Source organism: Nonomuraea terrae, from assembly GCF_004348995.1.
Taxonomy (GTDB): domain Bacteria; phylum Actinomycetota; class Actinomycetes; order Streptosporangiales; family Streptosporangiaceae; genus Nonomuraea; species Nonomuraea terrae.
Genome location: NZ_SMKQ01000001.1, coordinates 82,395 through 106,811, shown reverse-complemented (window position 1 = coordinate 106,811; position 24,417 = coordinate 82,395). Strand labels below are relative to the sequence as shown.

Genomic DNA, 24,417 nt, shown 5'->3' with positions numbered 1-24,417 from the left:
CGTCGGCTGCGTACCCAGGCATGAGAGCCGTACCGACAGCTGGGTTCAACGTGAAACTTCCACTGCACCGATTACGAGCCGTCGCCGCCTGTTGCCTGACCGCCCTGGGCGTGGGCCTGGCCGTGGTGACGTTCTGGGGTTCGGAACCGACGACCGCCGGAGGCCACGACCATCACCCGACCGTGCCGGAAACGCATCCGCCGGTGGACATGGACCGCATCGTCGCCGTGACGCGATGCCCGCGACCGCAGGAGCAGGGGCGGGCCGCCGACTACCGTCAGGTCGTGTGCCAGTCGCCGCAGGGCCGCTACACGATCATGACCTTCACGACGCCGGCCGGTAAGGACGCCTGGCTCGACGCGGCGGAGCCGTACGGCGGGACGTACCTCGTCGGCGACCGGTGGGCGGTCGTCTCCACCCCGGCCCTCCTCGGCGAACTCCGTGCCGAGCTCGGCGGCGAGATCCGCGAACACCAGCACCACGGCCCCTGATCCGGCGGCTACATCGCGTACACCTGGCCGGTCTGACGCCCCTCGGCGGAGCGGGCGTACGCGCCGGCGGCGCCGAGGGCCGGCGACGCGACCGAGCCCGTGGCGATCGGGTCGCGGGCGAGCATGCCGCTGATGAGCGTGAAGGACGTGTCCTCCGCCATGAGCTGGCTGCCCTGCCGGACGAGCTCGATCTGGCTGAACGCCTTGCCGGTGAGGCCGGGCCGGCTCCCGTCGGCCACGCGCCTGGGGCCTAGACGAGGCGGGTGACGAGGCCGGTGTCGAGGGAGTAGTAGGCTCCGACGATCTCGAGTCGGCCCCTGGTGATCCGGCGGACGAGCAGCCGGTCGGCCTTGAGCTCGGTGACGACGCCGATGGTGTTGAGCTTGGTCATCTTCTCCACGTCGCCGTCGGCGTGTTCGTAGGCGGGGCGCAGGGCCTCGACGATGTCCTGGAGACGTCCCGGGAGTTCGCGGCCTTTGTTCAGGGCGTGGGCGGCGGCCGACACCGCGCCGCAGCGCTGGTGGCCCAGCACCACGATCAGGGGGACGTCCAGCTGGGCAGGGCCGTACTCGATGGCGCCCGACACGAGCGGGTCGATGGTCTGGGCGGCGCTGCGCACCGTGAGCAGGTCGCCGAGGCCCGCGTCGAAGACGAGCTCCGGTGCCACGCGCGAGTCGATGCACGACACGACCGTCGCGTACGGCTCCTGCTTCTCGGCGACCTCGTCCCGCCGGGCGCGGTCCTGGTGCGGGTGGACGACCTTGCCGGAGGCCCAGCGGCGGTTGCCCCGCCTGAGCTCCGCCCAGGCCCCTGCCGGGGTGGGGCGGCGGGTGACGGCCGCAGCAGGGGCGGCGCCCAAGAGCAGGCCGGCGGTGAGGAGCCCGGTGGTGCGGAGGACCGCCCGACGGTTCACGGTCTGCGCGTTCATGGATCCCGTACGATCCGGCGTCTCCGGCATGGCGAGCGCTCCCCGACTCTCCACGGCCCTACTCGTTAGGGGCCGACAAGGTATCCCAGCACCTCTCCCGCCCTTCGCGTGGGCAGAACGGTCAGCTCAGGAGGCGGCCCCTGTGCCCGATCAGATAGAAATGGGCGGAATGTCGTGATGTCTCCCTGAGGACCCCCCACCGTGCCTGATCTCTCCACCCCCGCCGTCGAGGTGACCGACCTCACCCAGCGCTTCGGCTCCGTGGTCGCCGTCGACGACCTCAGCCTGACCATCCCGCCGGGGATGTTCTACGGCATCGTCGGCCCCAACGGAGCCGGCAAGACCACCACCCTGACGGCCGTGTGCGGGCTGCGGGAGCCGACCTCGGGCTCGATCAGGATCGCCGGCCACGACCTGCGGACCGACCGCGAGACCGCCCTCGCCCAGCTCGGCGTGATGATGGACGGGTTGTCGCTGCCCGAGCGGCTGACCGCCACCGAGGTCCTGCGCTACAGCGCCGGCCTGCGCGGACTGGACGACGGCTGGCGGGCACGCGCCCGTGACCTGCTGGAGATCCTGGGCCTCGACGCGGTCCCGCGCACGCTGATCGTGGAGTACTCCACCGGCATGCGCAAGAAGATCAATCTGGCGCTGGCGATGCTGCACCGGCCCCGCGTGCTGGTGCTGGACGAGCCGTTCGAGGCGATCGACCCGGTCTCGGCCCACTCCATCGAGCAGGTGCTCAAGCAGTACGTCGAAGCCGGCGGCACGGTGGTCATGTCGAGCCACATCATGGACTTCGTCGAGCGCAACTGCCGCCGGGTGGCGCTGGTGGCCGGTGGGCGGGTGCTGGTCGAGGGGCCGGTCGACGAGGTGACCGCGGGATCCACGCTGAACGAGCGGTTCGTGGAGCTGGTGGGCGCCGACCCGGTGCGTCCGCTGGAGTGGCTGGCATGACCCGGGCCCTGTTCGCGCTCAAGCTGCGCCTGTTCCGCAACGGCCCGCACAACGAGCGAGCCTTCAGCCTGGTCACCGGGCTCCTCCTGGCCGCCCTCGTGGTCGCGGGCGCGTCACCGGCTGTGCGCGGCGTGGTCGGGGAGAGCTGGATCGCGCTGGCGCTCACGGTGTGGGGCGGCATGTGGCTGTTCGGGCCGCTGGCCCAGCCCCGCCATGACCCGTCGGTCATCTCCCGCGAGTGGTTGCGCGGCTACCCCATCCGGCCGTGGCGGCTGGCGCGCGCCCTGTCGTGGACGGAGCTGCTCGGCGTCGGGCCGCTGATCACGCTGGCGTGCCTGCTCTCCTTGGTGGTCCTGGCCGCGCCGGGCGGGCCCGTCGCGGTGGCGATCGCCGTCGTCGCGGTGGTGGCCCAGCTCTATCTGCTGGTCTGGGCGGGCAAGACGGTGGCGGCGCTGGCGTCCTGGCTGCTACAGACCCGGGCCGGGATGACGCTGGCCGCCGTGCAGACCGCGGTCATGCTCGCGGTGTCGTTCGCCGGGTGGGTGCCGTTCGCGGCCTGGCTGCTGCCGCGGCTCGGCGAGGGCGAGGCCGATCTGGCCACCCCCTCCCTCGGTCGGCTGCCCGAGCCGGTGGTGGACGTGCTCGCCGCCCTGCCCACCGGCTGGGGCTACGGCGCGGTGGTCGCCGCCCGCGACGGCGCCGGACCCGGCGCCGTCGTGTTGCCGATGGCGGCCCTCGCCCTGGGCGCCCTGCTGCAGCTGGGCTGGATCGCGCTCACGGCTCGCGCGCTGCGCCGGCCGCCTCGCCGGGCGACGCCGCTGCGGCCTGCCGGACCAGGGCGGGGGTTGTCGTTGCCGTTCGTGTCGCCGCAGGTGTCGGCGGTCGTCGCGCGCGAGCTGGCCACCTGGTTCCGTGACCCGGCGCGGGGCGTCGAGCTGCGCAGCGCGTGGCTGACGCCGCCGCTGATGGCGGCGATCATCGCGTTGACCGACTGGAGCTGGGCGCTGCCGCTGGTCGGCCCGGCGGCGGCCGTGTTCGGCGCGATGGTGGCGATCAACACCTACGCCCTCGACGGCACCGCCCTGTGGCAGCTGCTCACCACACCGGGCGCGCTCAAGGCCGACGTGCGCGGGCGCATGGCGGCGTGGGCGTTGCTGTTCGGGGCGCCGTCCGTCGTGCTGGCGGCCGTGTTGTGGGCCGTGACCGGCTCCCCCCTGGGAGGCGCGGCCGTCTGCGGCGCCGTCGCCGCCACCGCGGTCGGCTGCGCCGCGGCGCCGCTGCTCGCGGTCGTGATGCCGGCCGTGGGCACCGACGCCCGCGATCGTGTCTATCCTGGCCAGCAGGCCGGCGATCCGACCGGCGGGCAGATGACGATCTTCCCCGTGGTCGCGCTGGCCGCCGTCGCCGGCTCTCTGTGGTGGGCGGCCCTCCTGCCGGCCGCCGCCGTCCTGTACGCGGCCCCCGCCCTCACGCTGCGCCTGCTCCGGCGGCGCGGCACCGGCCTGCTCGACGCGATGGCCTCCCGCGACGCCGCGTCCGTCAGGTGAGGGCGACGGCCAGGATGGGGAGGTCGATGACGGCGTGCGCGCCGACGCACAACAGCAGGTTGCGGCGCGCCCAGTAGAGGCCGACGAAGAGCAGCGATCCCACGGCGACGACGGTCAGCGTGGTGATCCCGCCCGAGCCGGGCAGGTGCCCGCCGACGAACAGCGCGTACGACACCAGCGCCGCCGCCCAGGGCCGCCCGGTGAGGTCGATGACCCGCTCCATGAGGAAGCCGCGGTAGAAGAGCTCCTCGACGACGGCCGCGTTGAGGATCAGGTGGACGCTGCCGACGACCGACAGGCTCGTGATGATCTGCCCCGACTGCGTCTGCTGGTCGGGGCCCGCGCCGGCGACGAGACCGTACAGGGAGTAGGCGACCACCAGCGTCAGGACGGACAGCCCGACAGTGATCAGGACGTCGCGCCCGCGAGGAGCGCGTAACCCCACCGACGACAGCGGGCGCCGTTCCACGGCCAGGACGAAGCCCAGCAGCAGCGCGGCGGCGAGCCAGCGCAACGCCAGGATCAGGCCGAAGCCGACCCCGCCCAGCAGCCAGTCCACCAGCGTGGGGAGATACCACAGCGCGACGCCGGCGGCCAGCGCCATCAGGGGCGGGACGCGGACGGCGGTCTTCACTTCGCCCTCACGACCTTGGTCTCGGTCAGGCGGTCGAGCACCCGCCGCCGGTCGCCCCACACGACGGGCGCCCAGTCCACCCAGGCGAGCGGCCCGAGCAGCAGGCTGAGCCGCCGTACGACACCGGTGACGGGGTGGATGCGCAGCCCGTTCTCGCTCACGACGCGGAGTTTCATGAGGCGTTTGCCGGGAGTCAGGCCGTTCCGCGCCTCCAGCAGCCCCAGCCCGACGATCGACCAGAGCAGGGCGAGCGGAACGCCCAGGCTGTAGAGCAGCCCCGCGTGGTCATAGGCGGCCACGTTGCAGATCATGGGCCCGATGGCCACGCAGCCGTCGCCGATCTCGAAGTACACCCATGGCGGGAACGCCAGCCCGAAACCCTGCCCGAACTCCACCGTCCTGACGATCCCCTGGACGAGGAGCGCGATCGTGACGCCGACCAGCGGCAGATTGTCGATCACCACCGCGATGAACCGGACGTCGACGGGGGCGGGCGGTGTCTCCCGCAGCTCCGCGAAGGTGGCCGCCGCCTCTTCCGGCTTGCCGAGCCGGCTCAGGGCCTCGTCTAACTCGCCCGCCTCCGCCGCGTCGGACAGGTGCTCGCCGAGCTCGGCCTTCGCCCTCTCCCGGGCGGGGCCGGTCAGGTGGCGTCCGACTCTTTCCGTGTAGTCGTCGATGATCTGCCGCTCGTCGGCCATTCCTGCACCTCACCAAGAGTGTCGAGTAGCTGTCGCATCCCGTCGACCAGGCCGCCCCACTCGGCGCGCAACATGCCGAGATACGCACGGCCGTCTGGCGTGAGGACGTAGTACTTGCGCGGCCTGGCGCGGCCCTCGGCCTCCCAGGAAGCGCGGATGTGGCCGGAATCCTCCAGCCGGTGCAGCAGCGGGTAGAGCGTGCCCTCCTTGACCTCCAGGACCCCCTCGCCCGTCTCCCGCAACACTTTCAGCAGCTCGTAGCCGTATCGGCGGCGCACGCTCAGGACGGACAGCACGGCCAGCTCGGTGGTGCCGCGGGCGAGCTCGCGACGCAGCCGGGCGATGGTCGCCGATCCCGGCGTCGTCTCCATGTCCTCGGACATGACACCACAGTACGACCCGATACCTTGCGTGACAAGGTATCAAGCCGAGCGAGGCACAGGCATAGAGCGCACCTGCCAGGAAAGAGGCAATCAGCGACGAACCCATCCGAGAAAAGAGGAGAAGCCCATGGATCCGACACGGCAGGAGACCGGTGACATCACCGGTACGCGGGACAAGGACTACAACCTGATCTGGTTCGTCGAGCAGTGCCTCAGCAACGTGCTGCGACTGGACACCTACGTCGCCGACGCCGAACGCACCGGCGACAGCGAGCTGGCCGGGTTCTTCCGGCGCGCTCAGGGCGAAAGCCGCAAGGGAGCCGAACAGGCCAAGGACCTGCTCCGCCGCCGCCTGGCCGCGTGACGTCCGGGAGAGGCGCCCGATCCCGTACTCGGGCTCGGGCGCCTCATCGGCTGCGGAAGCCGCCCGCCGCTCCCCGACAGGGACGTCAGCGTACGGCGTGACCTCCGGCTTGGTCGGCGCGGCGTTGGAGGTCGGCGGCGAACTCCTCGGCGCGGCTCAGTTGTGTGCGCAGCGCCTCGCAGCGCTCGCGGGCGGCCTGCTCGAACCGGCGCAGGCGGGCCAGCAGCTGCTCGCGCTCCGCCGTGCCGAGCGCGGTCGCGGTGTCGTCGAGCCGGTCGGTGACGGCGAGCAGCTCGCCCATCTCGTCGAGGGTGAAGCCGAGCGGCTTCATCCGGCGGATCACCATCAGCCTGGCCACGTCGGCCTCGGTGTACAGGCGGAAACCGCCCTGGCTGCGCGCCGACGGCCGCACCAGGCCGACTTCGTCGTAGTGCCGGATGGTGCGCAGCGACAGCTCCGTACGGGCGGCCACCTCTCCGATGTGCATGTGATCTCCGTCACCCCCAGGAGCGGCAGGGTCAACGGCGGAGAGCTCTGGTCCGTCCATCATTCGCACGACCTCACTGCTCGGCTGGCTGCGGTTGTGCGGGCAGGCACGCCTGGCCCCGCCAGATCTCTACCCTGACGTCAGGGTGGAGTTGCCGGTGGCCAGGACGGTCTCCGTTACCGGCTCCCGGTGGCCACGAGCGCGGGACATGATCGCACAGCGCGTGCGGTCGCCGACACCCTCCGGCCCGCCACTTCACCGAGGTAAGGGACTCCGACGCCGGACAGCGCGCGCGGCGCTCACCAGCTCCGCGCCGTCGGATGGCGGGGCCAGCACCGCGTGGCGGCGCAGCAGGGAACAGAAGCGGCTCGTCACGAGGTTGCCCCCTACATGGCGACACTTGGACTCATCGGCAGCGGCCTGATCGGCGGCACGCTGGCCCGCCTCGCGGTGAACAGCGGCCTTGACGTGGTGCTCAGCAACTCCCGGGAGCCGCAGACCCTCTCCGAGCTCGTGACGGACCTCGGTCCGCGGGCCAGGGCGGGCACGCCGCAGGAGGCGGCCGCGGCGGGTGACTGGGTGGTGGTGACCATCCCGCTCAAGGCCTACCGGAGCGTGCCGCAGGAGCCGCTCGCGGGCAGGACGGTCCTCGACACCAACAACTACTACCCGCAGCGCGACGGCGCCTTCCCCGAGCTCGACGCCAAGGAGACCACCACCAGCGAGCTGCTCCAGCGGCACCTGCCGGGCGCCCACGTGGTGAAGGCGTTCAACAACATCTTCTTCCGCCACCTCGCCGACCTGCCCCGCCCGGCGGGCGCCCAGGACCGTACGGCGCTGCCGATCGCGGGAGACGACGCGGGCGCGAAGGCACGGGCGACCGAGCTGCTCGATCTGCTGGGTTATGACGCGGTGGACGCGGGTCCGCTCGCCGAGGGGTGGCGTTTCGAGCCCGGGACCCCGGTCTACGGCATCCCGTACGCGGCGGAGGCGTCGCCGCGGTTCGCCGAGCTGCCGGCGGGGCCGGCCCCGGCGACCGAGATCGCCAAACTGCTCGAAGCCGCCCGGCGCTGACCGCTCTGCCGGTCGCCGCCGGCACGTGACCCCTGGCGATACGGAACGTCTCGTCTTGCATTTCGAGCCGCGCGGCTCCATACTGATCCTCTAACGAGACGAAACGTATCGTCTTTATTCAGCAGTTGGAGCGGGCCCGTACGGAGGAGCCGGGCCTGGGAGCACCTGAGCAGGAAGGCACCGCGCTGACGAGGCAAGGAGCTGACGAGGCAAGGATGTGGGCCCTTGATGCGGCAATTGGCACTCAACGAGATCACCAAGCGTTACGGCACCCGCGTCGTCCTGGACCGGGTGTCACTCACCGTGAAACCCGGCGAGCGGATCGGCGTGATCGGCGACAACGGGTCGGGCAAGTCGACGCTGCTCAGGCTCATGGCGGGCGCGGAGCGGCCGGACAACGGCGAGCTCGTGGTCGTCGCGCCCGGCGGCGTCGGATATCTGCCGCAGTCGCTCGCGCTGCCGCCGCACGCGACGGTGGCCGACGCCCTCGACCTGGCACTGGCCGACCTTCGCGAGCTGGAAACCCGGATGCGGGCGGCCGAGCGGTTGCTCGGCGAGCCGGGCATGGACGAGGTGTACGCGGGGCTGGTGGCGGAGTTCGAAGCGCGGGACGGCTACGAGGCCGACGCCCGGGTGGAGATCGCGCTGCACGGGCTCGGGCTGCCGGGGCTGGTGCGCGACCGCCCGCTGGGCACGCTGTCCGGAGGCGAACGCTCCCGGCTCGCGCCGGCCGCCACGCTGGCGTCCGACCCCGGGCTGCTGCTGCTCGACGAGCCGACCAACGACCTCGACGACCAGGCCGTGACCTGGCTCGAACACCGCCTGCGCGCCCACCGGGGCACGGTCGTGGCCATCACGCACGACCGGGTGTTCCTGGAGCGGGTGACCGACGCCATCTGGGAGGTCGCCGACGGGCAGGTGCGCCGCTACGGCGACGGGTACGCCGGATACCTCGCGGGCAAGGCCGCGGAACGCGCCGCCCAGGCGCGGGCCCATGAGGAGTGGAAGGCGGAGCTGGACCGGCATGCCACGCTGGTGGCGGCCAACGCGGGCCGGCTGGCGGTCATCCCGCGCAAGACGGCCAAGGCGGGCATGGGCACCGGGGCCTGGCGGGCGCGTTCCCGTACGCACGGGGCCGCGAGCCGCATCCGGCAGTCACAACAGCGGCTGCGGTGGCTCACCGACCACCCGGCGCCGCCGCCGCCCGAGCCGCTGCGCTTCACCACCGCCCTCCCCACCGCGGGAGCCGCCGCCGAGGCCGAGGTGGCCACGCTCGACGGCGTGGAGGTGGCCGGACGGCTGCGCCTCGATCACCTGACCGTCCGCGCCGGTGAACGGCTGCTCGTCACCGGGCCGAACGGAGCCGGCAAGACCACGCTGATGCGGGTGCTCGCCGGAGAGCTGCGTCCGGACGAGGGCGAGGTACGGCGCTCCGGCCGGATCGGCTTCTTCCGACAGGACGAACTCGACACCGCCGACGCACGGCAGGCCGGGCTGCACGACGGTCCCGCTGAGGTGCTTGGGCAGGAAGGACCGCACAACGGCCGCGCCGGCGTCGTTGCGCGGGAGGAGTGGACCGTGCTGCGGGCCTACGCGCACCGGCGTCCCGGCACCCTGGACGAGCACGCGGACGCGCTGCTGGCCCTGGGGTTGTTCCGGCCGTCCGATCTGGGGCTGCGCCTGAAGGACCTCTCCTACGGGCAGCGGCGCCGGATCGAGCTGGCCCGACTGGTGAGCGAGCCCGTGGACCTGCTCCTGCTCGACGAGCCGACCAACCACCTGTCGCCGATGCTCGTGGAGCAACTGGAGGAGGCGCTGGCCTCGTACCAGGGCGCGCTGGTGGTGGTGACGCACGATCGCCGCCTGCGGGCCGCGTTCACCGGCCGCCGCCTGGAGCTGGACGGAGGCGTGCGGGCGACCCCCTGCTCAGCGCAGGCCGGCGCGCCGCAGCCATGAATCGATCCGGGTCCGCCGTCGCCGCCCTCTTCACCTGCCCGCGGTGACGGCTTTCAGCTCGTCGAGCGACTCGCGGATGATGCTCGACAGGTCTGCCCCGCCGGTTTCGCTGATCCAGCGTCCGAACGCGATCTTGAAGACGGCGATCCCGGCCTCGGCGGCCAGGCTCGCGGCCGGCTCCGCGACGCCGCGCCGCCGCAGCGCCTCGGCGAGCGCCGCGGAGAGCGTCGCGAGCTTGACCAGCTCGCGTTCCCGCAGCTCCGCGTTCGCCGCGATGACGGCCTGGCGCCGCCGGGCGTTTTCGCCGCGCTCCTGGAACAGGGCGCCGACGGACTCGATCGCCGCCGCTGTCGCGTCCATCGGCGCCGCCGACTCGGGCGCGTCCGCGACGGCGTTCACGAGGTGCTCCTGCAGCGTGCCCGAGCCCCAGAACAGGACCTCGCGCTTGTCGGCGAAGTGCCGGAAGAACGTGCGCTCGGTCAGCCCCGCCCGCTTGGCGATCTCCGCCACCGTGGTCTGCTCGAACCCGCGCTCGAGATAGAGCTCCAGCGCCGCCTGCTCCAGCCGGCCACGCGCGTTCGGCTCCCATCGACCCATGCCCTGCATCGTATCCCGATGACAGCCACTGACATCAAGTGCTAGCCTGATGACAGTCACTGACATCATTGGGAGTGTTTCTCATGCGCGTATTCGTCACCGGCGCGTCCGGCTGGATCGGCTCCGCCGTCGTTCCCGAGCTCATCGGCGCCGGTCACCAGGTCACCGGGCTGGCACGCTCGGACGCCTCCGCCGCCGCTCTCACCGCGGCCGGGGCACAGGTCCGGCGTGGCACCCTGGACGATCTCGACGTCCTGCGGCGTGCGGCTGCCGCGTCGGACGGCGTGATCCACCTCGCCTTCAAGCACGACATCGCCTTCTCCGGGGGCTTCCAGGCCGCCGCCGACGCTGACCGCCGGGCCGTCGAGGCGTTCGGCGAGGCGCTCGCGGGCTCCGATCGGCCGTTCGTCCTCGCCTCCGGGCTGCTCGGGCTCGTCCCGGGGCGGGTGGCGACCGAACGGGACGGTCGCGATCCCGCCTCGGACGCGCCTGCCGGCGGCCCGCAGACCCGGCAGGCCACCGCGCAGGCGACGCTCGCCTTCGCCTCCCGCGGCATCCGCTCATCCGTCGTACGGCTGTCCCCCACGGTGTACGGCGAAGGAGACATCGGGTTCGTGGCGGCCCTGGTCGGCATCGCCCGCGACAAGGGCGTCTCCGGCTACCTCGGCGACGGGTCCGCCCGCTGGCCCGGCGTGCACCAGCGCGATGCCGCACACCTGTTCCGTCTGGCGCTGGAGCAGGCCCCGGCCGGATCGGTGCTGCACGCGGTGACCGACGAGGGCGTGCCGATCCGTGCCGTCGCCGAGGTGATCGGCCGCCATCTGGACCTGCCGGTGGTCTCCGTCCCCCAGGAAGACGCGGGCGCGCACTTCGGGTGGCTGGCCGGCTTCCTGGCGACCGACGGCCCGGCCTCCAGCGCGCTGACGCGCGAGCTGCTGGGCTGGCAGCCCACGCGCCCCGGCCTCATCGACGACCTGGGCAAGGGCCACTACTTCCGCACTGTCTGACCAGTGCCACCGGGGTCGGGTGTGATGGTGAAGACGCCCGCCAGACCGGTGATGGCCAGGATGCGGAGCAGCCTGCCGTGCAGGTTGACCAGTTCCATGCCGCCGCCCAGGGCGGCGAGGGTCCGTTCGGCGTGGATGAGCGCCCGCAGCCCGCGAGAGTCGCAGAACGTCAGGTCCGCGGTGTCGACCACGAGGTGTCGCAGACCGGCCTTGATCACCGCGTCGATCAGCGGTGGGACCAGCTCGGAGGAGGAGAAGTCGAGGTCGCCGCGGAGCGTCAGCACGCCGTGGGCGGGGTGATGAACCAGGTTTACCGTGAGAACGGTCATACCGGGTGTCCGATCCGCGGTGCGAGAGAAATCGCCTGGCGCCCGCATGTCGCGTGCTGGGCAAGTCACCACTGGAATCCCTCAACCCTACAGACCGCGTGCGGGGATGCCGGCGTGAACGGCGACCTGGTGCTCCGGACGGCGGGCGAAATGCGGGCATTCCCGTGCTTCGCCCTCGGACCGGGAATGGGCCACGACCCCCACTCCGGGCATGGACTGGACGGTCGCGCGGACCGTGGCCCACATCAGCGAGTGCCTGTTGTGGTACTCCGCCGATCTCGTCGCAGGCGATCGGGAGCTCAGCACCATGGACATGCGGGTCCGGACCGAGAGCGATCCGGCGGGCCTCATCACCACCCTGGGCTCCTTCGCCGCGGTCCTGGCGAGCGTCGTCGACGGCTCGCCGTCCGGGGCCCGCGGATGGCATCCCCACGGCCTCGCTGACGCCTGGCACTGCGCCCCCTTGGCCGAGTGGGACGGCGTCGTGCCCGCCTGACGCGGTCAGCACGATCGGTGATCGCCATGGAGACGTGGCGCGTCGCGGCGGTTATTTTGGGCCGGATGAGACGAAGGGCGAACGCGTCGTGGCTGCGGGAGCGTCCGTGGGTCGTCGATCTGGTCGTGGCGCTGGCGGTGTTCGGCTACAACCTGCCGATCCAGGTGGCGTACGTCCCGGACGGGTCGCCCATCGGGGTCGCCGTCTCCGCCGGGTTGTGCGCGCCGTACGTCTTGCGACGGAAGCATCCGTTTGCGGTGTTCGGCGTCATCCTGCTGACGGCCTGCGTGCAGCTCGTGCTCGGCGTGGGCATCCTCCCGGCGGACATCATGTTGGCGTTCGCGCTCTACAACGTCGCGGTGCGGTTCCCGTGGACGGCTTCGCTCCCGGCGGCCGGCGCGGTGGTGCTCTGGTCGCTGGTCACGGTGGCGCCGCGCCTGGAGGAGTACGACCTCTCCGTCTTCGACCTGGGCCTGCTCGTTCTTGTGGCCGTCTGGGCGTGGACGTGGGGAACGACGGTCCGGATCCGTCGTGACTACGTGGCGAGTCTGCGCGAGCGAGCGCTCCAGCTGGAACGGGAGCGTGAGGCCCAGGCGATGATCGCGGCCGCGGCGGAGCGGGCCCGGATCGCCCGGGAAATACATGACATCGTCTCCCACAGCCTGAGCGTGGTCGTACTGATGGCGGAAGGCGCGGCCCTGAAAGTGCGCAGTGAGCCGGAACGTGCCGAACAGGCGATGTTCACCGTGCGCGACACGGGCCGGACCGCACTGGCGGAGATGCGCCGGATGCTGGACGTGCTGCGTGACGGGGAACCGGGATCGCACGCGCCGCAGCCGGGCATCGCCCAGCTCGATCGCCTGGTGAAGGAGTCGCGCGCGGCGGGGCTTCCCGTCAGGATGACGGTGTCGGGCGAGCCCGGGGATCTGTCCGAGGGCCTCGATCTGGTCGTGTACCGGGTCGTGCAGGAAGCCCTCACGAACGCCCGCAAACACGCCGGCCCGAGGCTGCGCCGGGTCGATGTCGCGTTGCGCCACCGGGAGGGAGAGATCGAGGTGCGGATCACCGATGACGGGCAGGGCGTACGCGACGGCCCCGCCGCCGACGGCCATGGGCTGGTCGGGATGCGCGAGCGGGTCGCCGCCTACGGCGGCACGCTGCGGACCGGCTCACGGGCCGATCAGGGGTTCGAGGTGGTGGCGGTGCTCCCGGTTGGAGGGGCGGAATGACGATACGCATCGTGCTGGTCGACGACCAGGAGCTGATCCGGATGGGACTGCGGATGGTCCTCGAGTCCCGTCCCGAGATCGAGGTCGTCGGCGAGGCCGACGACGGCGACACCGCACTGGAACTGCTCCGGACGGTGGAGGCGGATGTGGTGCTCATGGACGTCCGGATGCCGCGGATGAGCGGCGTGCGGGCGACCCGGGCGATCCGCGCGTCCGACGGGCCGAGGGTGCTGATCCTGACGACGTTCGATCTGGACGAGTACGCCTACGACGCGCTCCGGGCGGGTGCGAGCGGGTTCCTGCTCAAGGACGCACCGCTGAACGACCTGGTCTCGGCGATCACGCACGTGCACCTCGGCGACGCGGTCGTCGCCCCGAGCACCACCCGCCGGCTTCTCGACCACTTCACCGGCGCCCCTGAACCGGACCCGCGGCGGTTCGAGGAGCTGACCCCGCGGGAGCTGGAGGTGCTGCGTCTCGTCGCCCGTGGCTTGTCGAACGCGGAGATCGCCGAGGATCTGAGCGTGTCGGAGGGCACGGTGAAGACGCATGTGGGCAGGATCCTCACCAAACTCCACCTGCGTGACCGGGTGCAGGCGGTCGTCCTGGCCTACGAGAGCGGCCTCGTGCAGGCGGGCCGGCGCTGACCGAGGGGAGTATGCCTTGAGGCATACGCCGTACGTGAAAGATCCGCTTTCTGGGAGACGATTCGCGCCGACGACGTTGGGACGGTGGATCGCATGTCCTGCATCGTGTCCACGGATCGACTCACCAAGCGGTACGGAAAACGTGCCGTCGTGGAGAACCTGAACCTGCGCATCCCGCAAGGGTGCGTGTACGGCTTCCTCGGGCCGAACGGATCGGGCAAGTCCACGACCATGAAGATGCTCCTGTCCCTGATCCGGCCCACGAGCGGGCAGGTCGAGGTCATGGGGCGCCCGATGAACCGCTCGACGCGGCGGGAGCTGCTGGGGCGGATCGGCTCCCTCATCGAATCCCCGCCCGGATACGGGCACCTCACCGGCGGGGAGAACATGCGCCTGGTGCAACGCCTCCTGGGCATCGATGACGACCAGGTCGGCCGCGCGGTGCGCACGGTGCGGCTGCAGGGCCAGCTCGACAAGAAGGTCCGCGACTACTCGCTGGGCATGAAGCAACGGCTGGGGATCGCGATGGCGCTGGCGCGCGAGCCCCGGCTGCTGATCCTCGACGAGCCGACGAACGGGCTCGACCCGGCCGGCATCGAGGAGATCCGTGACCTCCTGCGGCGCCTGGCCGAGGGCGGGGTGACGGTGATGGTGTCGAGCCACCTGCTCGGGGAGATCGACAAGACCGCGACCATGCTGGGCATCCTCAGCAACGGGCGGCTGCTGTTCCAGGGCACCCGCGCCGAGCTTCTCGCCGCCTCCACCCCGGACATGCTCATCGACGCCTCCCACCCCACGCACGCGAACGCGCTGCTCACCGGCGAGTTCCAGAGCCGCCTCGACGGGTGTTCGGTGCGTCTGTCCGGGCTCGACGACCACGCTACGGCTAAGGTCGTCGCGCGCCTCGTCGGCGCCGGCATCGGCGTCCACGGGGTGCGCCGCGAGGAGCAGTCGCTCGAAGGCGTGTTCATGGACCTCACCGGGGGCGGGGGCCTGTGATGGACCGTGTCGTGGCGAACGAGTTCGCCAAGATGCGCCACCTGCGGATCGCCCCGGTGGCGATCGTCATGGTGGCCGCCGTGACCGGCCTGGTGATGTTCAGCGCGATCACCAGCCCGGACTTCGCGGATCCTGCCGCACGCTCCTGGGAGCTGCTGCTGGGCGGCATGTCGCTCGCGGTGCCGATGGTCTCGCCGATCATGCTGGCGGTGCTGGCCAGCCGTCAGGTCGACATCGAGCACGAGGGCGGCGGCTGGCTGCTCTCCCAGACCTCCGGGATCACGCCGGGCGGGCTCTGCCGGGTCAAGCTCGTCGCCGTCGGCGCCGTCGTGACCGTCGCGACGGTGCTCCAGAGCGTGCTCGTCATCGGGGCCGGGCTCCTGCTGGGCGTCACCGCCGCAGTTCCGGCCGGGCTGTGGCTGGGCCACACCGCCTCGGTCCTCGCGACGAACCTCGTCGTCCTCGCCCTGCACGTCCTGCTGTCCGCCCGGATCGACAACCAGCTGGCCGGGCTGGGCATCGGGGTGCTCGGATCCATGGTCGCGGTGTTCGCCTCCGGTCTGCCGCCCTGGCTCGCGCACGTGTCCCCCTGGGGGTACTACGCGCTGGTGGCCGCCGCCGGCTATCGGGACGGTGACCTGGTGGCCCTCACTCCGTCGTATGCGAGCGTCGCGGGGCTCGGCGTCGTCGGCGCCGCTCTCTTCCTGCTCGTCACCGGTTCGTTCGACCGCCGGGAGATCTGACATGGGTGCTGTTCGCGCCGAATTCCTCAAGGTGAAGCGTTCACTGAGCTGGGCGGTCGTCGTGCTGTTGCCGGTGGCCATGGTGCTCTCCGGAGCGGCCGGCACGCTCGCCTCAGGCGAGCGACCCGAAGACGGCTGGCACACGATGTGGCTGCGGTCGGTCGTCTTCCACGGCCTCTTCCCGCTCGCGATCGGGATCGGGATCCTCGCCTCCCTGGTGTGGCGGGCCGAGCACCGGGGCGGGAACTGGAACGCGCTCATGAGCGGGCCGACGCCGTCCTGGCGGATCGTGACCGCCAAGGCCGTCGTCGTGGCCGTGCTGGCGGCGGCGACGCAGGTCGTGCTGCTCGTCGCCGTCATCGTCATCGGGAGCCTGGTCTTCGGGTTGCCTGGCATGCCGCCGGGCGAGTACTTCCTGATCAGCATCCTGATCGTGCTGGCGTGCGTGCCGGTGGCCGTCCTGCAGTCGGGGCTCTCCATGATCATGCGATCGTTCGCCGCGCCGATCGCCGTGGCCTTCGCGGGCGCCGGCGTGTCCGTGGTGCTGCTCCTGGCCGAGCTGGACGCCGCCGTCTTCGTGCTCCCGTACGCGCTCATCGGCCGGGCCACCCAGCTCGGCACCGGCACTTTCGCCGACACCGGCCCCGTCACCGCGGGCGACGTCGCCTCCATCGTGATCGCCGCGGTGACCCTCGCCGTCCTCCTGACGACCGCGACCGTGTCAATCCTCGACCGCCGTGACACCCGCACCTGATTTTCTTCTCCGCGATTTCCTGGAGTTGCCTCACTCGTGAACCGGCGATAGCGTAAATGGCGTGACTGCCGGGTCGGCCATGGGCCACAAGCGAGTGAGGCACCCGGCCGCTGCGTGAGCGCCGGGCGGCCGCGAGGTCCGCCGTGTCTCCGCCTTCCTGACCTGAAGCCTCCTTTCCCCGCGCGTTCCCACGGGATCGGCGAAATCGCCGACCGTTGCCGCGCGTTTTTCCGTCATTCCTTCACCACCGCCGGCCCTTGTTTCGGCGACGTGGTCCATTCGTCATGCCCGAAAACCGGGCGCATTTTTTCGGCAAGAAAGCAGAGAATGCCGCACGACTTCAACCAGCAGATCATCGAGGAATTCCGCGCCGGCCGCGGACGGGTGGGCGGCCCTTTCGAGGGAGCCCGGCTGCTCCTCCTGACCACCACCGGCGCCCGCTCGGGAGCCCGCCGCACCGTCCCGCTCGGCTACCTACCGGACGAGGGCGGCCGCATGCTGCTCATCGCCTCGGCGGGCGGTGCGCCGCACCACCCGGCCTGGTACCACAACCTGCGGGCCGACCCTCAGGTCACGGTGGAGACCGGGGTCTTCACGATCGAGGCCGAGGCGACCGTCCTGGAAGGCGAGGAACGCGACCGGCTCTTCGCCCGCGCCGTGGAAGCCGATCCCGGCTGGGCCGACTATCAGGCCAAGTCCGGCCGCGTCCTGCCCGTCGTCGCGCTGACTCCGCGTTCCGGCTCCTTCCCCGACTTGCCGGAGGGCGAGGTGCTGAAGGCGCTCCACGACTCCTTCCGGCGGGAGCTGGCCCTGGTGCGCGCCGAAGTAGCCGCCTCGGGACCGGGACTCGGCGCGCAGTTGCGCGTCAACTGCCTGACCCTGTGCGCCGGGCTGCACCACCACCACACCGTCGAAAGCGGCGACCTGTTCCCGTACCTGCGTGACCGCCACCCCGAGCTCGACGCCGTCCTGGACCGGCTGCACGCCGAGCACACCGTGCTGGCCGGCCTCCTCGACGACCTGCAAGAGCTGCTCTCAGCGGACCCGGCCGGCCTGCTGACCCAGGTGGACCGGCTCATCACGGAGATCGAGAACCATCTCGCCTACGAAGAACGGCACCTCGTCCCCTTGATGAACGCGCTACCGCCCCGGCACGAGGACCACTCGAACATCACCCGCATCCCCGCCACCCCCGACGACCGCGCGGCCGTGATGGCCGTGATGCGGTCACTGACCGCCGAAGCGCCGCCGCTCGACGCCGACGTGACGCCCCGGCTCCCCCATACCGGAGGTGTACCGGGACAGTGGGTCACCGGCTCGGCCGCCGAGGACGGCGTGACGCTGTACGTGCACGGAGGCGGCTTCGAGCACACGCAGCCGGCGCTGGAGCCGCTCATGGCCTACCGCCTGTCCCAGGCCACCGGCCGTCCCGTCTTCAAGACGGACCAGCGCCTGGCCCCCGCCCACCCGTACCCCGCCGCCGTCGACGACGTCGTGGCCGTCTACCGGAGCCTGCTCGACCAGGGCGTTCCCGCCGGCCGCGTCATCATGGCGGGCGAGTCGTCGGGCGGCACCCTCGTGCTGTCGGCGCTGCTGGCGCTCAAGCAGGCGGGCGATCCCCTGCCCGGCGCGGCCGTCGCGATCTCCCCGCTCACCGACCTGACCCTGTCGAGCCCGTCCCTGGACGCCGACGACGGTCAGGACGTGGTCAACCGCCGGTTCGTCGAGCACGTCATCGCGCAGTACCTGGCCGGAGCCCCCGCCGACCAGGCGCCGCAGTCTCCGCTTCAGGGCGACCTGCGCGGCCTGCCCCCGCTCCTGCTGGTGGCCGGGACCGCGGAGGTGCTGCTGGACGACGCCCGCCGTTTCGCCGCCGCCGCGGCGGCCGCCGGCGTCGAGGTGACCCTCGACCTGTACGAGGGCATGCCGCACGCCTTCCACGTGAGCGTGATGGCGCAGGACCCGCCCGCCGTCGCCATGACGTTCCTGCGCCGCCTCAGCGACTGGTGTCCTGGAGGAAGTCACTGATCAACTGTGCCACGTCGCCGGGTTTCTCCTGCACCATGTTGTGGCTGGCCGCCAGCTCCACCACCTGGATGTGCGGGTGCGCCGCGGCGATGGGCGCCAGGTCACGGCGTACCCCTCGGCGCAGGGCGGCCATGAGCTCGCCGCCGGGCATGCCCGGCGGGTCCTGGGTGGGCAGGACCACCAGGGTGGGACACCGTACCGCCCGCAGTGCCGGGACGGCGTCGCGGAAGTGGGGCGCGTACCGTACGGCGGCCAGCAGTTCCGGGCCCGGACGCAGGTGACTGTCGCCGCCTGAGGTGGTCACGGCGCGCGGCGGGAGCGCGGCGACCTGCTCGGGCGGCAACGGCCGGGCCATCGCCGCCTGCTGCGCGTCGAACATCGCCTTCAGCCGCGCCAGCTCCTGTGTCACCAGGGCCGGGTCCATGCCGGGGTAGTTCGCGGGGTCGTTCTCGGCGGAGCGCAGGCCGTCGAGGTTGACGACGGCCGGGCATTCCGGATGGCGCGCGGCCCACAGGACGGCCAGCATCCCGCCCAGCGAGTGGCCGGCGATCGCCGGCGCGCCGAGCCCCAGGCGATCGACCACCGCTTCGACGTCGTCGAGGACGGCGTCCCACTCCCAGGGGGCGTCGCCCGACAGGCCGTGCCCGCGCAGGTCCATCGCGACCACGCGGTACGCGCCCGTCAGCGCCGGCGCCAGCTCCTGCCAGGCGTCGAGCGTGCCGCCCAGGCCGTGCAGCAGCAATAACGGCGGGCCGTCGCCGCCGTGGTCGCGTACGGCGAGCGGGATCGTGTGGTCAGTGATGGTCACGTCGTGCTGCGACACGTTGCTCCTTGGGTAGTGCGAGCCGGGCGCGGATCGACGCGGTGGTCACCCCGCCACTGGGGTGCCGGTCGAGCTTCGCGCGTTTGACCAGGTCGTGAACACCCTGGCGGGTGATGCCGAGCATCGCCGCGGCGGTGGAGAAGCCGACCGCCTCCGCTCCCGGATGCCCCGCCCGCCGCGCCACGGCGCGCCCGAAGGGCGTACGCCACCACTCGTCGGGCGGGTCGAACGGCCCGTCGCCGGGGAAGAGCGCGGCGATCAGCCGCGCGGAGGTCATGCCGGCCTGCCGCTCGTCCGGCCCCAGCAGTTGCGCGGCCCACACCTCGGCCTGCACCCGCAAGCGCTCCCGCACGTCACCCACCCCGCCCTCGCCGTCGGCCGGGTCGAGCAGGATCTCCAGCGGGTCGACGATCCGCACCTCGACCAGCCGCCTCAGCTCACGCGCCAACTCCACGTGCTCAGCAGTGCTCACTTGACGAACAATAGCAAGTACTTGCTATCAGCCGTCAAGCAGCTTCTCCGGTGGAGCCGCGGACGACCAGGCTCGGGGTCACGGTGAAACGCACCGCGGACATGCGGCCCTCGACGCGTTCCAGCAGCAGCTGGCCCGCGGCCCGGCCCATGACCGCGCCGTCCTGGTCGACGCTGGTCAGGGCGATGTAGGGCAGCGCGCCCAGGTGGGTGTTGTCGTAGCCGGCGACCGAGACGTCCACGGGGACCGCGAGGCCGGCCTCGTGGACCGCGGCGAGCGCGCCGAGCGCGGCCTGGTCGGCTCCCGCGAAGATCGCCGTCGGGCGAGGGGAACGGCTCAGCAGCTCACGGGCACCCTCGTAGCCGCCTCTCTCGTGATGGAAGCTCTTCGCGACGGCGATCTCGTCGGCGAGCCCGTGCTCGCGCATGACACGTTCGTAGGTCGCGGCCCTGATGTTGTGCAGCAGGTCGGACGGGCGTGCGTGGCTGTCGTCCTGATGCGTGATGTGCGCGATCCGGCGGTGCCCCAGGGCGATGAGATGGTTCACGACGAGTTCGGCGCCCGCTTCGTCGTCGTCGTGCACCGAGTCGTAGTACGACGAGCGCTCGTGCCGGGCGAGCACCACGGTGGGCTTCTCCTTCGCCACCTCCTCCAGCCGCGCCTTCGAGGCGAGGGGAGCGACCATGATGATGCCGTCCACCTGGCGGTCCATGAGAGCGTCGACCGCCCGGCTCTCGACTTTGCGGGTGGCGCCGCCCTGAATCATGAACGCCTGGTAATCGGTGCTCTGCAGATATTCGGTGAGGCCGTCGAGAATGTCGGCGAAGAACGGGTTCCTGATATGCGGCAGCATCAGGCCGATCGTGAAAGTGCGCCCCCGCATCCCCCGGGCGACCACCTGCGGCCGGTAGCCGAGCTCGTCGATGGCGTTCTTGACCCGCTCTCGCATGGCCGGGCTCACACCGTAGGCGTTCCGTATCACCTTGGACACCGCAGTCACGGAGACCTGAGCGTGACTCGCCACATCGGCGATCGTCACCCGTCGTCGACCAGGCGTGACCATGAAACTCCATTCCCGGGACGTTCGTCGAGTCTATGAGCCGTTCGGCCTGTTCCGGCTGGGGAACTGCACGCCCGCCGAGGACCAGGACGGGCTCCGCCTGGCACGACCACGCCGCCGGCGATCCCACGCCTACACCTTCAACCGGCTGCCCGACGGCACCGTTCGCGACCGGCGAAGAAACATGGATACCGTTACCCAAATCCTCGAGCTCCCAGCTGCGGTAGCTGCGAGTAGCACGTGAATCGTTACTCAAAACCGCTCTTGACGGCTTTTGCGGAAAAGCTTACGTTAACGACATTCCACGGGATTCTTAAATCGTTTTTAACGGCCCGAGAGGAGCCCTTCCAGGCCCCGACGTCGTGTCGGCCATCCGCACCGCCTCCGTCACCCGCAGGCGAAGTCACCGGCCGACCGGGCAACGTCGGCCGGAAGGGAGTGACCTGTGTCCAGAGTGCGCCGCCGGAGAAATCTGCTCGCCGGACTGGGAGTGTCCCTCGCTCTCGTCCTCTCACACCCGCTCACCGCCTCACCGGCCACCGCCGGTGGACCACCCCTTGTAGAGGTCGTCGGCCTGCAGGTGGACGGCAGACGAGATCAGCCTCTCGGGCTCGACAGCGCCAACCCCTTATTGGGCTGGCGCATGACACAGACCCGGCAGGCCGCCGGTCACCCGTGCCACCGGCCCGGGTCCGAGGCCGCCTGCCCGGGCGACCGGCAGACCGCGTACCAGATCCAGGCCGCCGCGAGCGATGCCGACCTCAGGCGCGGGCGGCTGCTCTGGGACTCCGGCAAGGTGGAATCCGCCACTCAGTCCGGTGTCCGCTACGCCGGACGGCCACTGGCCTCACGCCAGAAGGTCACCTGGCGCGTGCGTGTCTGGGACGCGGAGCAGAAGCCGTCGGACTGGAGCAAGCCCTCGTCGTGGGAAATGGGCCTGCTGCGGCAGAGCGACTGGCAGCCTGCCCGCTGGATCGAGTACCCCGGCCGCACCGAAGGCCGGCCGATGCCGATCTTCGCCCGCTCGTTCGACATCGACCACGGGAAGCGCGTGGCCGGCGCCCGCCTCTATCTCTCCGGCGTGGGGCTGCACCTGCCGACGCTCAACGGCCGCGAGCTCAGCGACGAGGTGCTCGCGCCCGGCAACTCCAACTACCAGCTCTCCAGCGAGTACCGGACCTACGACGTCACCGACGACCTGCGCGCGGGAGCGAACACCGTCGGGGTCCGGCTCGGCAACGGTCCCGCCTACGTACGCCGCAGCGTCACGAACCCGGCCGTCGGCCGTACCGCCCCCTACTCCTGGTGGCAGAGCCAACTGAAGGGCAACGGCACCCTGGCCGCCGACACCGCGGCCGGCGCCACGACCGTGAAACTGGACAACGTCGCGAACTACCACATCGGCGGCACCGTCAACATCGACACCGGTGACGGCGGCGACGACCTCGAATCCCGTACGATCACCGCGATCGGCACCGCCGGCCCGGACGGGACGGGCATCTCCTTCACTCCCGCGCTGTCCAAGCCGCACCCCACCGGCGCGTCGGTGACCGGATCGGGCAACAACATCGCCGCGAGCGACGCGAGCGCCGGCGCCGCGGTCACGCCGCGCATGATCGCCCGGCTGGAGATCTCCTACACCAACGGCTCGACGGACGTCATCGTCTCCGACCGCGGCTGGCGCACCGCGCTCGGGCCGCTGGTCACCGACGCGTGGTATTCCGGCGCGGACTACGACGCGCGCCGCGAGCAGGTCGGCTGGGACTCTCCCGGCGCGGACCTGTCAGCCGGCGCGGAAAGGCGTGACGGCTCCGCCATGTCGTGGGTGGATGCCGGCATCGCGCCGCCGCCGAACCTCGCCACCAAGCTCGTCGCCCGTACGGCCGAACCGGTGAAGGCCGTCGAGACCTTCACACCGGTCTCCATGAGCAACCCGAAACCGGGCGTCTGGGTGTTCGACCTCGGCCAGAACATCACCGGCTGGCCGCAGCTGAACCTCAAGGGGAGGGTCCCCGCCGGAGTGACGATCCGCATGTCGCCCGCCGAGTCGCTCGCCGCCGACGGCACCGTCGACCAGGCCTCCCTGATGGGCGGCGGCGGCAGCCGAGGCCGCGACCTGTTCAACACCTACACCACGGCCGGACTCCGCGGCGGAGAGACCTGGCACCCCGACTTCAACTACTTCGGCATGCAGTGGATCCAGGTCACCGGCCTGCCCGAGGGCTACACCCCCGGCAAGGACCTGATCAAGGGGATCCGGCTGCAGGCGGACACGCCCGTGGCGGGCCGGGTGACCACCTCGAACGCGCGCGTCAACCGCATCCACACGATGGCCCGCTACTCCTTCGCCTCGAACATCATGTCGGTCTTCACCGACTGCCCCGGCCGCGAGAAGCTGTCCTACCCGGCCGACTACACGATGCCGATGGGCGCCATTCACCGTGACCACAATCTGGCCGCGTACCTGAAGACCACGATGCGGCATCTCGTCGAAGGACAGTCGGTCGCCGAGACCCCGATGCGGGGCAACGTGGCGCTGAAGACCCCCGTCTACGACTGGGGATACAGCGGGCGCTTCGGCGACGAGATCAACTGGGGCAACGCCATCGTGCTCGTTCCCTCGATGTTGTACGAGCTCTACGGCGACACCGAGACGATGCGGCGGTACTACGACCAGATGGTCGACTTCGCCGACTACATCCAGCGGGAGAAGGCCGGCACCGGCGCCGACGCGCACATCGTCGACGCCGCCCTGGCCGACTGGGTGGCCGCCGACCAGACCTCGGGCCGGATCACCGGCACGTGGGGCTACTACGTCATGATGAGCAAGCTGGCGGAGATGGCCGCGCTGACCGGTCACACGGAGGACGCCACGCGGTACGAGGCGCTCACCGCAGAGATCAAGAACGCCTTCAACGCCCACTTCTACAACCAGGAGCTGCGCCGGTACACCACGGACGGCAACGCGGGGACCGCGGGCGCGACGCAGACGGCGCAGGCGCTCGCCCTCGACGCCGGCCTCGTCCCGCAGACCGAACGCCAAGCCGTCCTCGATGCCCTCGTCGAGCTCGTGCGCGCCTACCACCCCAACGGGGAAGGCCCGCACTTCAGCGGCGGCACCATCGGAATGGGGCCGATCGTCCGGGCGCTCGCCGACGGCGGCAGGGACGACGTCCTGTGGGACCTGCTGCAGGAGAACGACGAACCCAGCTACGGGTTCTTCATGGAGTCGACCAGCGCCAACCCGAACGGCATGACCACCATGGGCGAACGCTGGAACCGCGGAGACTCCAAGAACCACATGATCCTCGCCCAGATCGAGGAGTGGTTCCACACCGGCCTGGCCGGCATCCGCGAGGCCGAAGGCTCGACCGCCTACCAGCGCCTGGTCATCCAGCCCAGACCGGTCGGCGACCTCACCTTCGTCAAGGGCGCCTACGAGACGCCGCACGGCCTCGTCCGGTCCGAGTGGACCAAGGACGAACGCCGGTTCAGGCTGACGGTCGAGGTGCCCCCGAACACCACCGCCGAGGTCTGGGTCCCTGCCAAGGATCGACGCCTCGTCACGGCCCCGCACCGGACCGCGTTCCTCCGGATGGACGGCGACCACGCCGTCCACCGGGCGCCGTCCGGCACCTTCACCTTCACGGTGACCGGCTGACGGTCGTTTCCCATGGGCCTGTGGCGTCCGCGGACGGGGCTGCGGACGCCACA

Annotated in this window: 26 protein-coding genes; 15 read left to right on the top strand and 11 right to left on the bottom strand. The window is 71.3% G+C overall.

Features of this window, described 5'->3' with window-relative positions:
* Positions 1–50: 50 nt before the first annotated feature.
* Entirely contained in the window at positions 51–491 is a 441-nt protein-coding gene (locus E1286_RS00540; protein ID WP_132608019.1) for a hypothetical protein, read from the top strand.
* Positions 492–499: 8 nt separating this feature from the next.
* Here the strand turns inward: E1286_RS00540 and E1286_RS00535 are convergent, their stop codons facing one another.
* Both E1286_RS00535 and E1286_RS00530 read right to left on the bottom strand, forming a co-directional pair.
* Positions 500–730 (bottom strand): Rossmann-fold NAD(P)-binding domain-containing protein, encoded by a 231-nt coding sequence (locus tag E1286_RS00535; RefSeq protein WP_132608017.1) that lies wholly within the window; start codon positions 728–730, stop codon positions 500–502.
* 11 nt (positions 731–741) lie between these two features.
* Complete coding sequence (locus tag E1286_RS00530; RefSeq protein ID WP_223189390.1) at positions 742–1,473, bottom strand: carbonic anhydrase; 732 nt, start codon at positions 1,471–1,473, stop codon at positions 742–744.
* A gap of 147 nt (positions 1,474–1,620) precedes the next feature.
* Here E1286_RS00530 and E1286_RS00525 point away from each other — a divergent pair, with 147 nt between their 5' ends.
* Both E1286_RS00525 and E1286_RS00520 read left to right on the top strand, forming a co-directional pair.
* Positions 1,621–2,376, top strand: a complete 756-nt coding sequence (locus E1286_RS00525) for an ABC transporter ATP-binding protein (protein WP_132608013.1) — start codon at positions 1,621–1,623, stop codon at positions 2,374–2,376.
* Positions 2,373–3,923, top strand: coding sequence for a hypothetical protein (locus E1286_RS00520; RefSeq protein WP_132608012.1), 1,551 nt, complete (start codon positions 2,373–2,375; stop codon positions 3,921–3,923). Before E1286_RS00525 ends, E1286_RS00520 begins: the two co-directional genes overlap by 4 nt.
* On the opposite strand, the gene E1286_RS00515 is transcribed toward E1286_RS00520, so the two are convergent.
* From E1286_RS00515 to E1286_RS00505, 3 genes are read right to left on the bottom strand one after another with little or no spacing between them, the layout of a single operon-like run.
* Complete coding sequence (locus E1286_RS00515) at positions 3,916–4,557, bottom strand: CPBP family intramembrane glutamic endopeptidase (protein ID WP_132608011.1); 642 nt, start codon at positions 4,555–4,557, stop codon at positions 3,916–3,918. The two genes, E1286_RS00520 and E1286_RS00515, sit on opposite strands and share 8 nt — an antisense overlap.
* The gene (locus tag E1286_RS00510) at positions 4,554–5,255 is read right to left on the bottom strand and encodes an RDD family protein (protein ID WP_132608010.1); all 702 of its coding nucleotides are present in this window, start codon (positions 5,253–5,255) and stop codon (positions 4,554–4,556) included. Before E1286_RS00510 ends, E1286_RS00515 begins: the two co-directional genes overlap by 4 nt.
* On the bottom strand, positions 5,198–5,638 hold the full coding sequence (locus E1286_RS00505; protein WP_132608009.1) for a PadR family transcriptional regulator: 441 nt from the start codon (positions 5,636–5,638) through the stop codon (positions 5,198–5,200). The genes E1286_RS00510 and E1286_RS00505 overlap by 58 nt, the downstream gene beginning before the upstream one ends.
* Before the next feature lie 127 nt (positions 5,639–5,765).
* Here E1286_RS00505 and E1286_RS00500 point away from each other — a divergent pair, with 127 nt between their 5' ends.
* A complete protein-coding gene (locus E1286_RS00500; protein ID WP_132608008.1) occupies positions 5,766–6,002 on the top strand; it encodes a hypothetical protein in 237 nt (78 codons plus the stop codon).
* A gap of 85 nt (positions 6,003–6,087) precedes the next feature.
* Here the strand turns inward: E1286_RS00500 and E1286_RS00495 are convergent, their stop codons facing one another.
* Entirely contained in the window at positions 6,088–6,489 is a 402-nt protein-coding gene (locus E1286_RS00495; protein ID WP_132608007.1) for a MerR family transcriptional regulator, read from the bottom strand.
* Between the two features lie 390 nt (positions 6,490–6,879).
* Here E1286_RS00495 and E1286_RS00490 point away from each other — a divergent pair, with 390 nt between their 5' ends.
* Positions 6,880–7,563: an NADPH-dependent F420 reductase gene (locus tag E1286_RS00490; RefSeq protein ID WP_132608006.1), complete on the top strand. Its 684-nt coding sequence runs from the start codon at positions 6,880–6,882 to the stop codon at positions 7,561–7,563.
* Between the two features lie 228 nt (positions 7,564–7,791).
* Positions 7,792–9,519 (top strand): ABC-F family ATP-binding cassette domain-containing protein, encoded by a 1,728-nt coding sequence (locus E1286_RS00485; protein ID WP_132608005.1) that lies wholly within the window; start codon positions 7,792–7,794, stop codon positions 9,517–9,519.
* A 30-nt stretch (positions 9,520–9,549) separates the two neighbouring features.
* Here E1286_RS00485 and E1286_RS00480 read toward each other — a convergent pair whose 3' ends face one another.
* Positions 9,550–10,116, bottom strand: coding sequence for a TetR family transcriptional regulator (locus tag E1286_RS00480; RefSeq protein WP_132608004.1), 567 nt, complete (start codon positions 10,114–10,116; stop codon positions 9,550–9,552).
* A gap of 83 nt (positions 10,117–10,199) precedes the next feature.
* Between E1286_RS00480 and E1286_RS00475 the strand changes: the two genes are divergently transcribed.
* Positions 10,200–11,123: an SDR family oxidoreductase gene (locus tag E1286_RS00475; RefSeq protein ID WP_132608003.1), complete on the top strand. Its 924-nt coding sequence runs from the start codon at positions 10,200–10,202 to the stop codon at positions 11,121–11,123.
* Here the strand turns inward: E1286_RS00475 and E1286_RS00470 are convergent.
* Positions 11,105–11,452 (bottom strand): STAS domain-containing protein, encoded by a 348-nt coding sequence (locus E1286_RS00470; protein WP_165969500.1) that lies wholly within the window; start codon positions 11,450–11,452, stop codon positions 11,105–11,107. The two genes, E1286_RS00475 and E1286_RS00470, sit on opposite strands and share 19 nt — an antisense overlap.
* 211 nt (positions 11,453–11,663) lie before the next feature.
* On the opposite strand from E1286_RS00470, the gene E1286_RS00465 reads away from it, so the two are divergent.
* From E1286_RS00465 to E1286_RS00435, 7 genes are all read left to right on the top strand, one after another.
* A complete protein-coding gene (locus E1286_RS00465) occupies positions 11,664–11,948 on the top strand; it encodes a hypothetical protein (RefSeq protein WP_132608000.1) in 285 nt (94 codons plus the stop codon).
* A 65-nt stretch (positions 11,949–12,013) separates the two neighbouring features.
* Positions 12,014–13,177 (top strand): sensor histidine kinase, encoded by a 1,164-nt coding sequence (locus E1286_RS00460; protein WP_246074266.1) that lies wholly within the window; start codon positions 12,014–12,016, stop codon positions 13,175–13,177.
* Entirely contained in the window at positions 13,174–13,824 is a 651-nt protein-coding gene (locus E1286_RS00455) for a response regulator (RefSeq protein WP_132607996.1), read from the top strand. Before E1286_RS00460 ends, E1286_RS00455 begins: the two co-directional genes overlap by 4 nt.
* A gap of 93 nt (positions 13,825–13,917) precedes the next feature.
* Positions 13,918–14,823: an ABC transporter ATP-binding protein gene (locus tag E1286_RS00450; RefSeq protein ID WP_132607994.1), complete on the top strand. Its 906-nt coding sequence runs from the start codon at positions 13,918–13,920 to the stop codon at positions 14,821–14,823.
* A gap of 11 nt (positions 14,824–14,834) precedes the next feature.
* Complete coding sequence (locus tag E1286_RS00445) at positions 14,835–15,566, top strand: ABC transporter permease (RefSeq protein WP_342776144.1); 732 nt, start codon at positions 14,835–14,837, stop codon at positions 15,564–15,566.
* A 1-nt stretch (position 15,567) separates the two neighbouring features.
* The gene (locus E1286_RS00440) at positions 15,568–16,320 is read left to right on the top strand and encodes an ABC transporter permease (RefSeq protein ID WP_132607990.1); all 753 of its coding nucleotides are present in this window, start codon (positions 15,568–15,570) and stop codon (positions 16,318–16,320) included.
* A gap of 327 nt (positions 16,321–16,647) precedes the next feature.
* On the top strand, positions 16,648–18,348 hold the full coding sequence (locus E1286_RS00435) for a nitroreductase/quinone reductase family protein (protein WP_132607988.1): 1,701 nt from the start codon (positions 16,648–16,650) through the stop codon (positions 18,346–18,348).
* On the opposite strand, the gene E1286_RS00430 is transcribed toward E1286_RS00435, so the two are convergent.
* The 3 genes from E1286_RS00430 to E1286_RS00420 are packed head-to-tail and all read right to left on the bottom strand — an operon-like array spanning position 18,317 to position 20,706.
* A complete protein-coding gene (locus tag E1286_RS00430; RefSeq protein WP_223189388.1) occupies positions 18,317–19,171 on the bottom strand; it encodes an alpha/beta fold hydrolase in 855 nt (284 codons plus the stop codon). The two genes, E1286_RS00435 and E1286_RS00430, sit on opposite strands and share 32 nt — an antisense overlap.
* Positions 19,143–19,643: a hypothetical protein gene (locus tag E1286_RS00425; RefSeq protein WP_187368091.1), complete on the bottom strand. Its 501-nt coding sequence runs from the start codon at positions 19,641–19,643 to the stop codon at positions 19,143–19,145. The genes E1286_RS00430 and E1286_RS00425 overlap by 29 nt, the downstream gene beginning before the upstream one ends.
* 34 nt (positions 19,644–19,677) lie before the next feature.
* Positions 19,678–20,706: a LacI family DNA-binding transcriptional regulator gene (locus E1286_RS00420; RefSeq protein WP_132607984.1), complete on the bottom strand. Its 1,029-nt coding sequence runs from the start codon at positions 20,704–20,706 to the stop codon at positions 19,678–19,680.
* Positions 20,707–21,148: 442 nt separating this feature from the next.
* Between E1286_RS00420 and E1286_RS00415 the strand changes: the two genes are divergently transcribed.
* Positions 21,149–24,364, top strand: a complete 3,216-nt coding sequence (locus E1286_RS00415; RefSeq protein WP_165969499.1) for a family 78 glycoside hydrolase catalytic domain — start codon at positions 21,149–21,151, stop codon at positions 24,362–24,364.
* Positions 24,365–24,417: the final 53 nt, after the last annotated feature.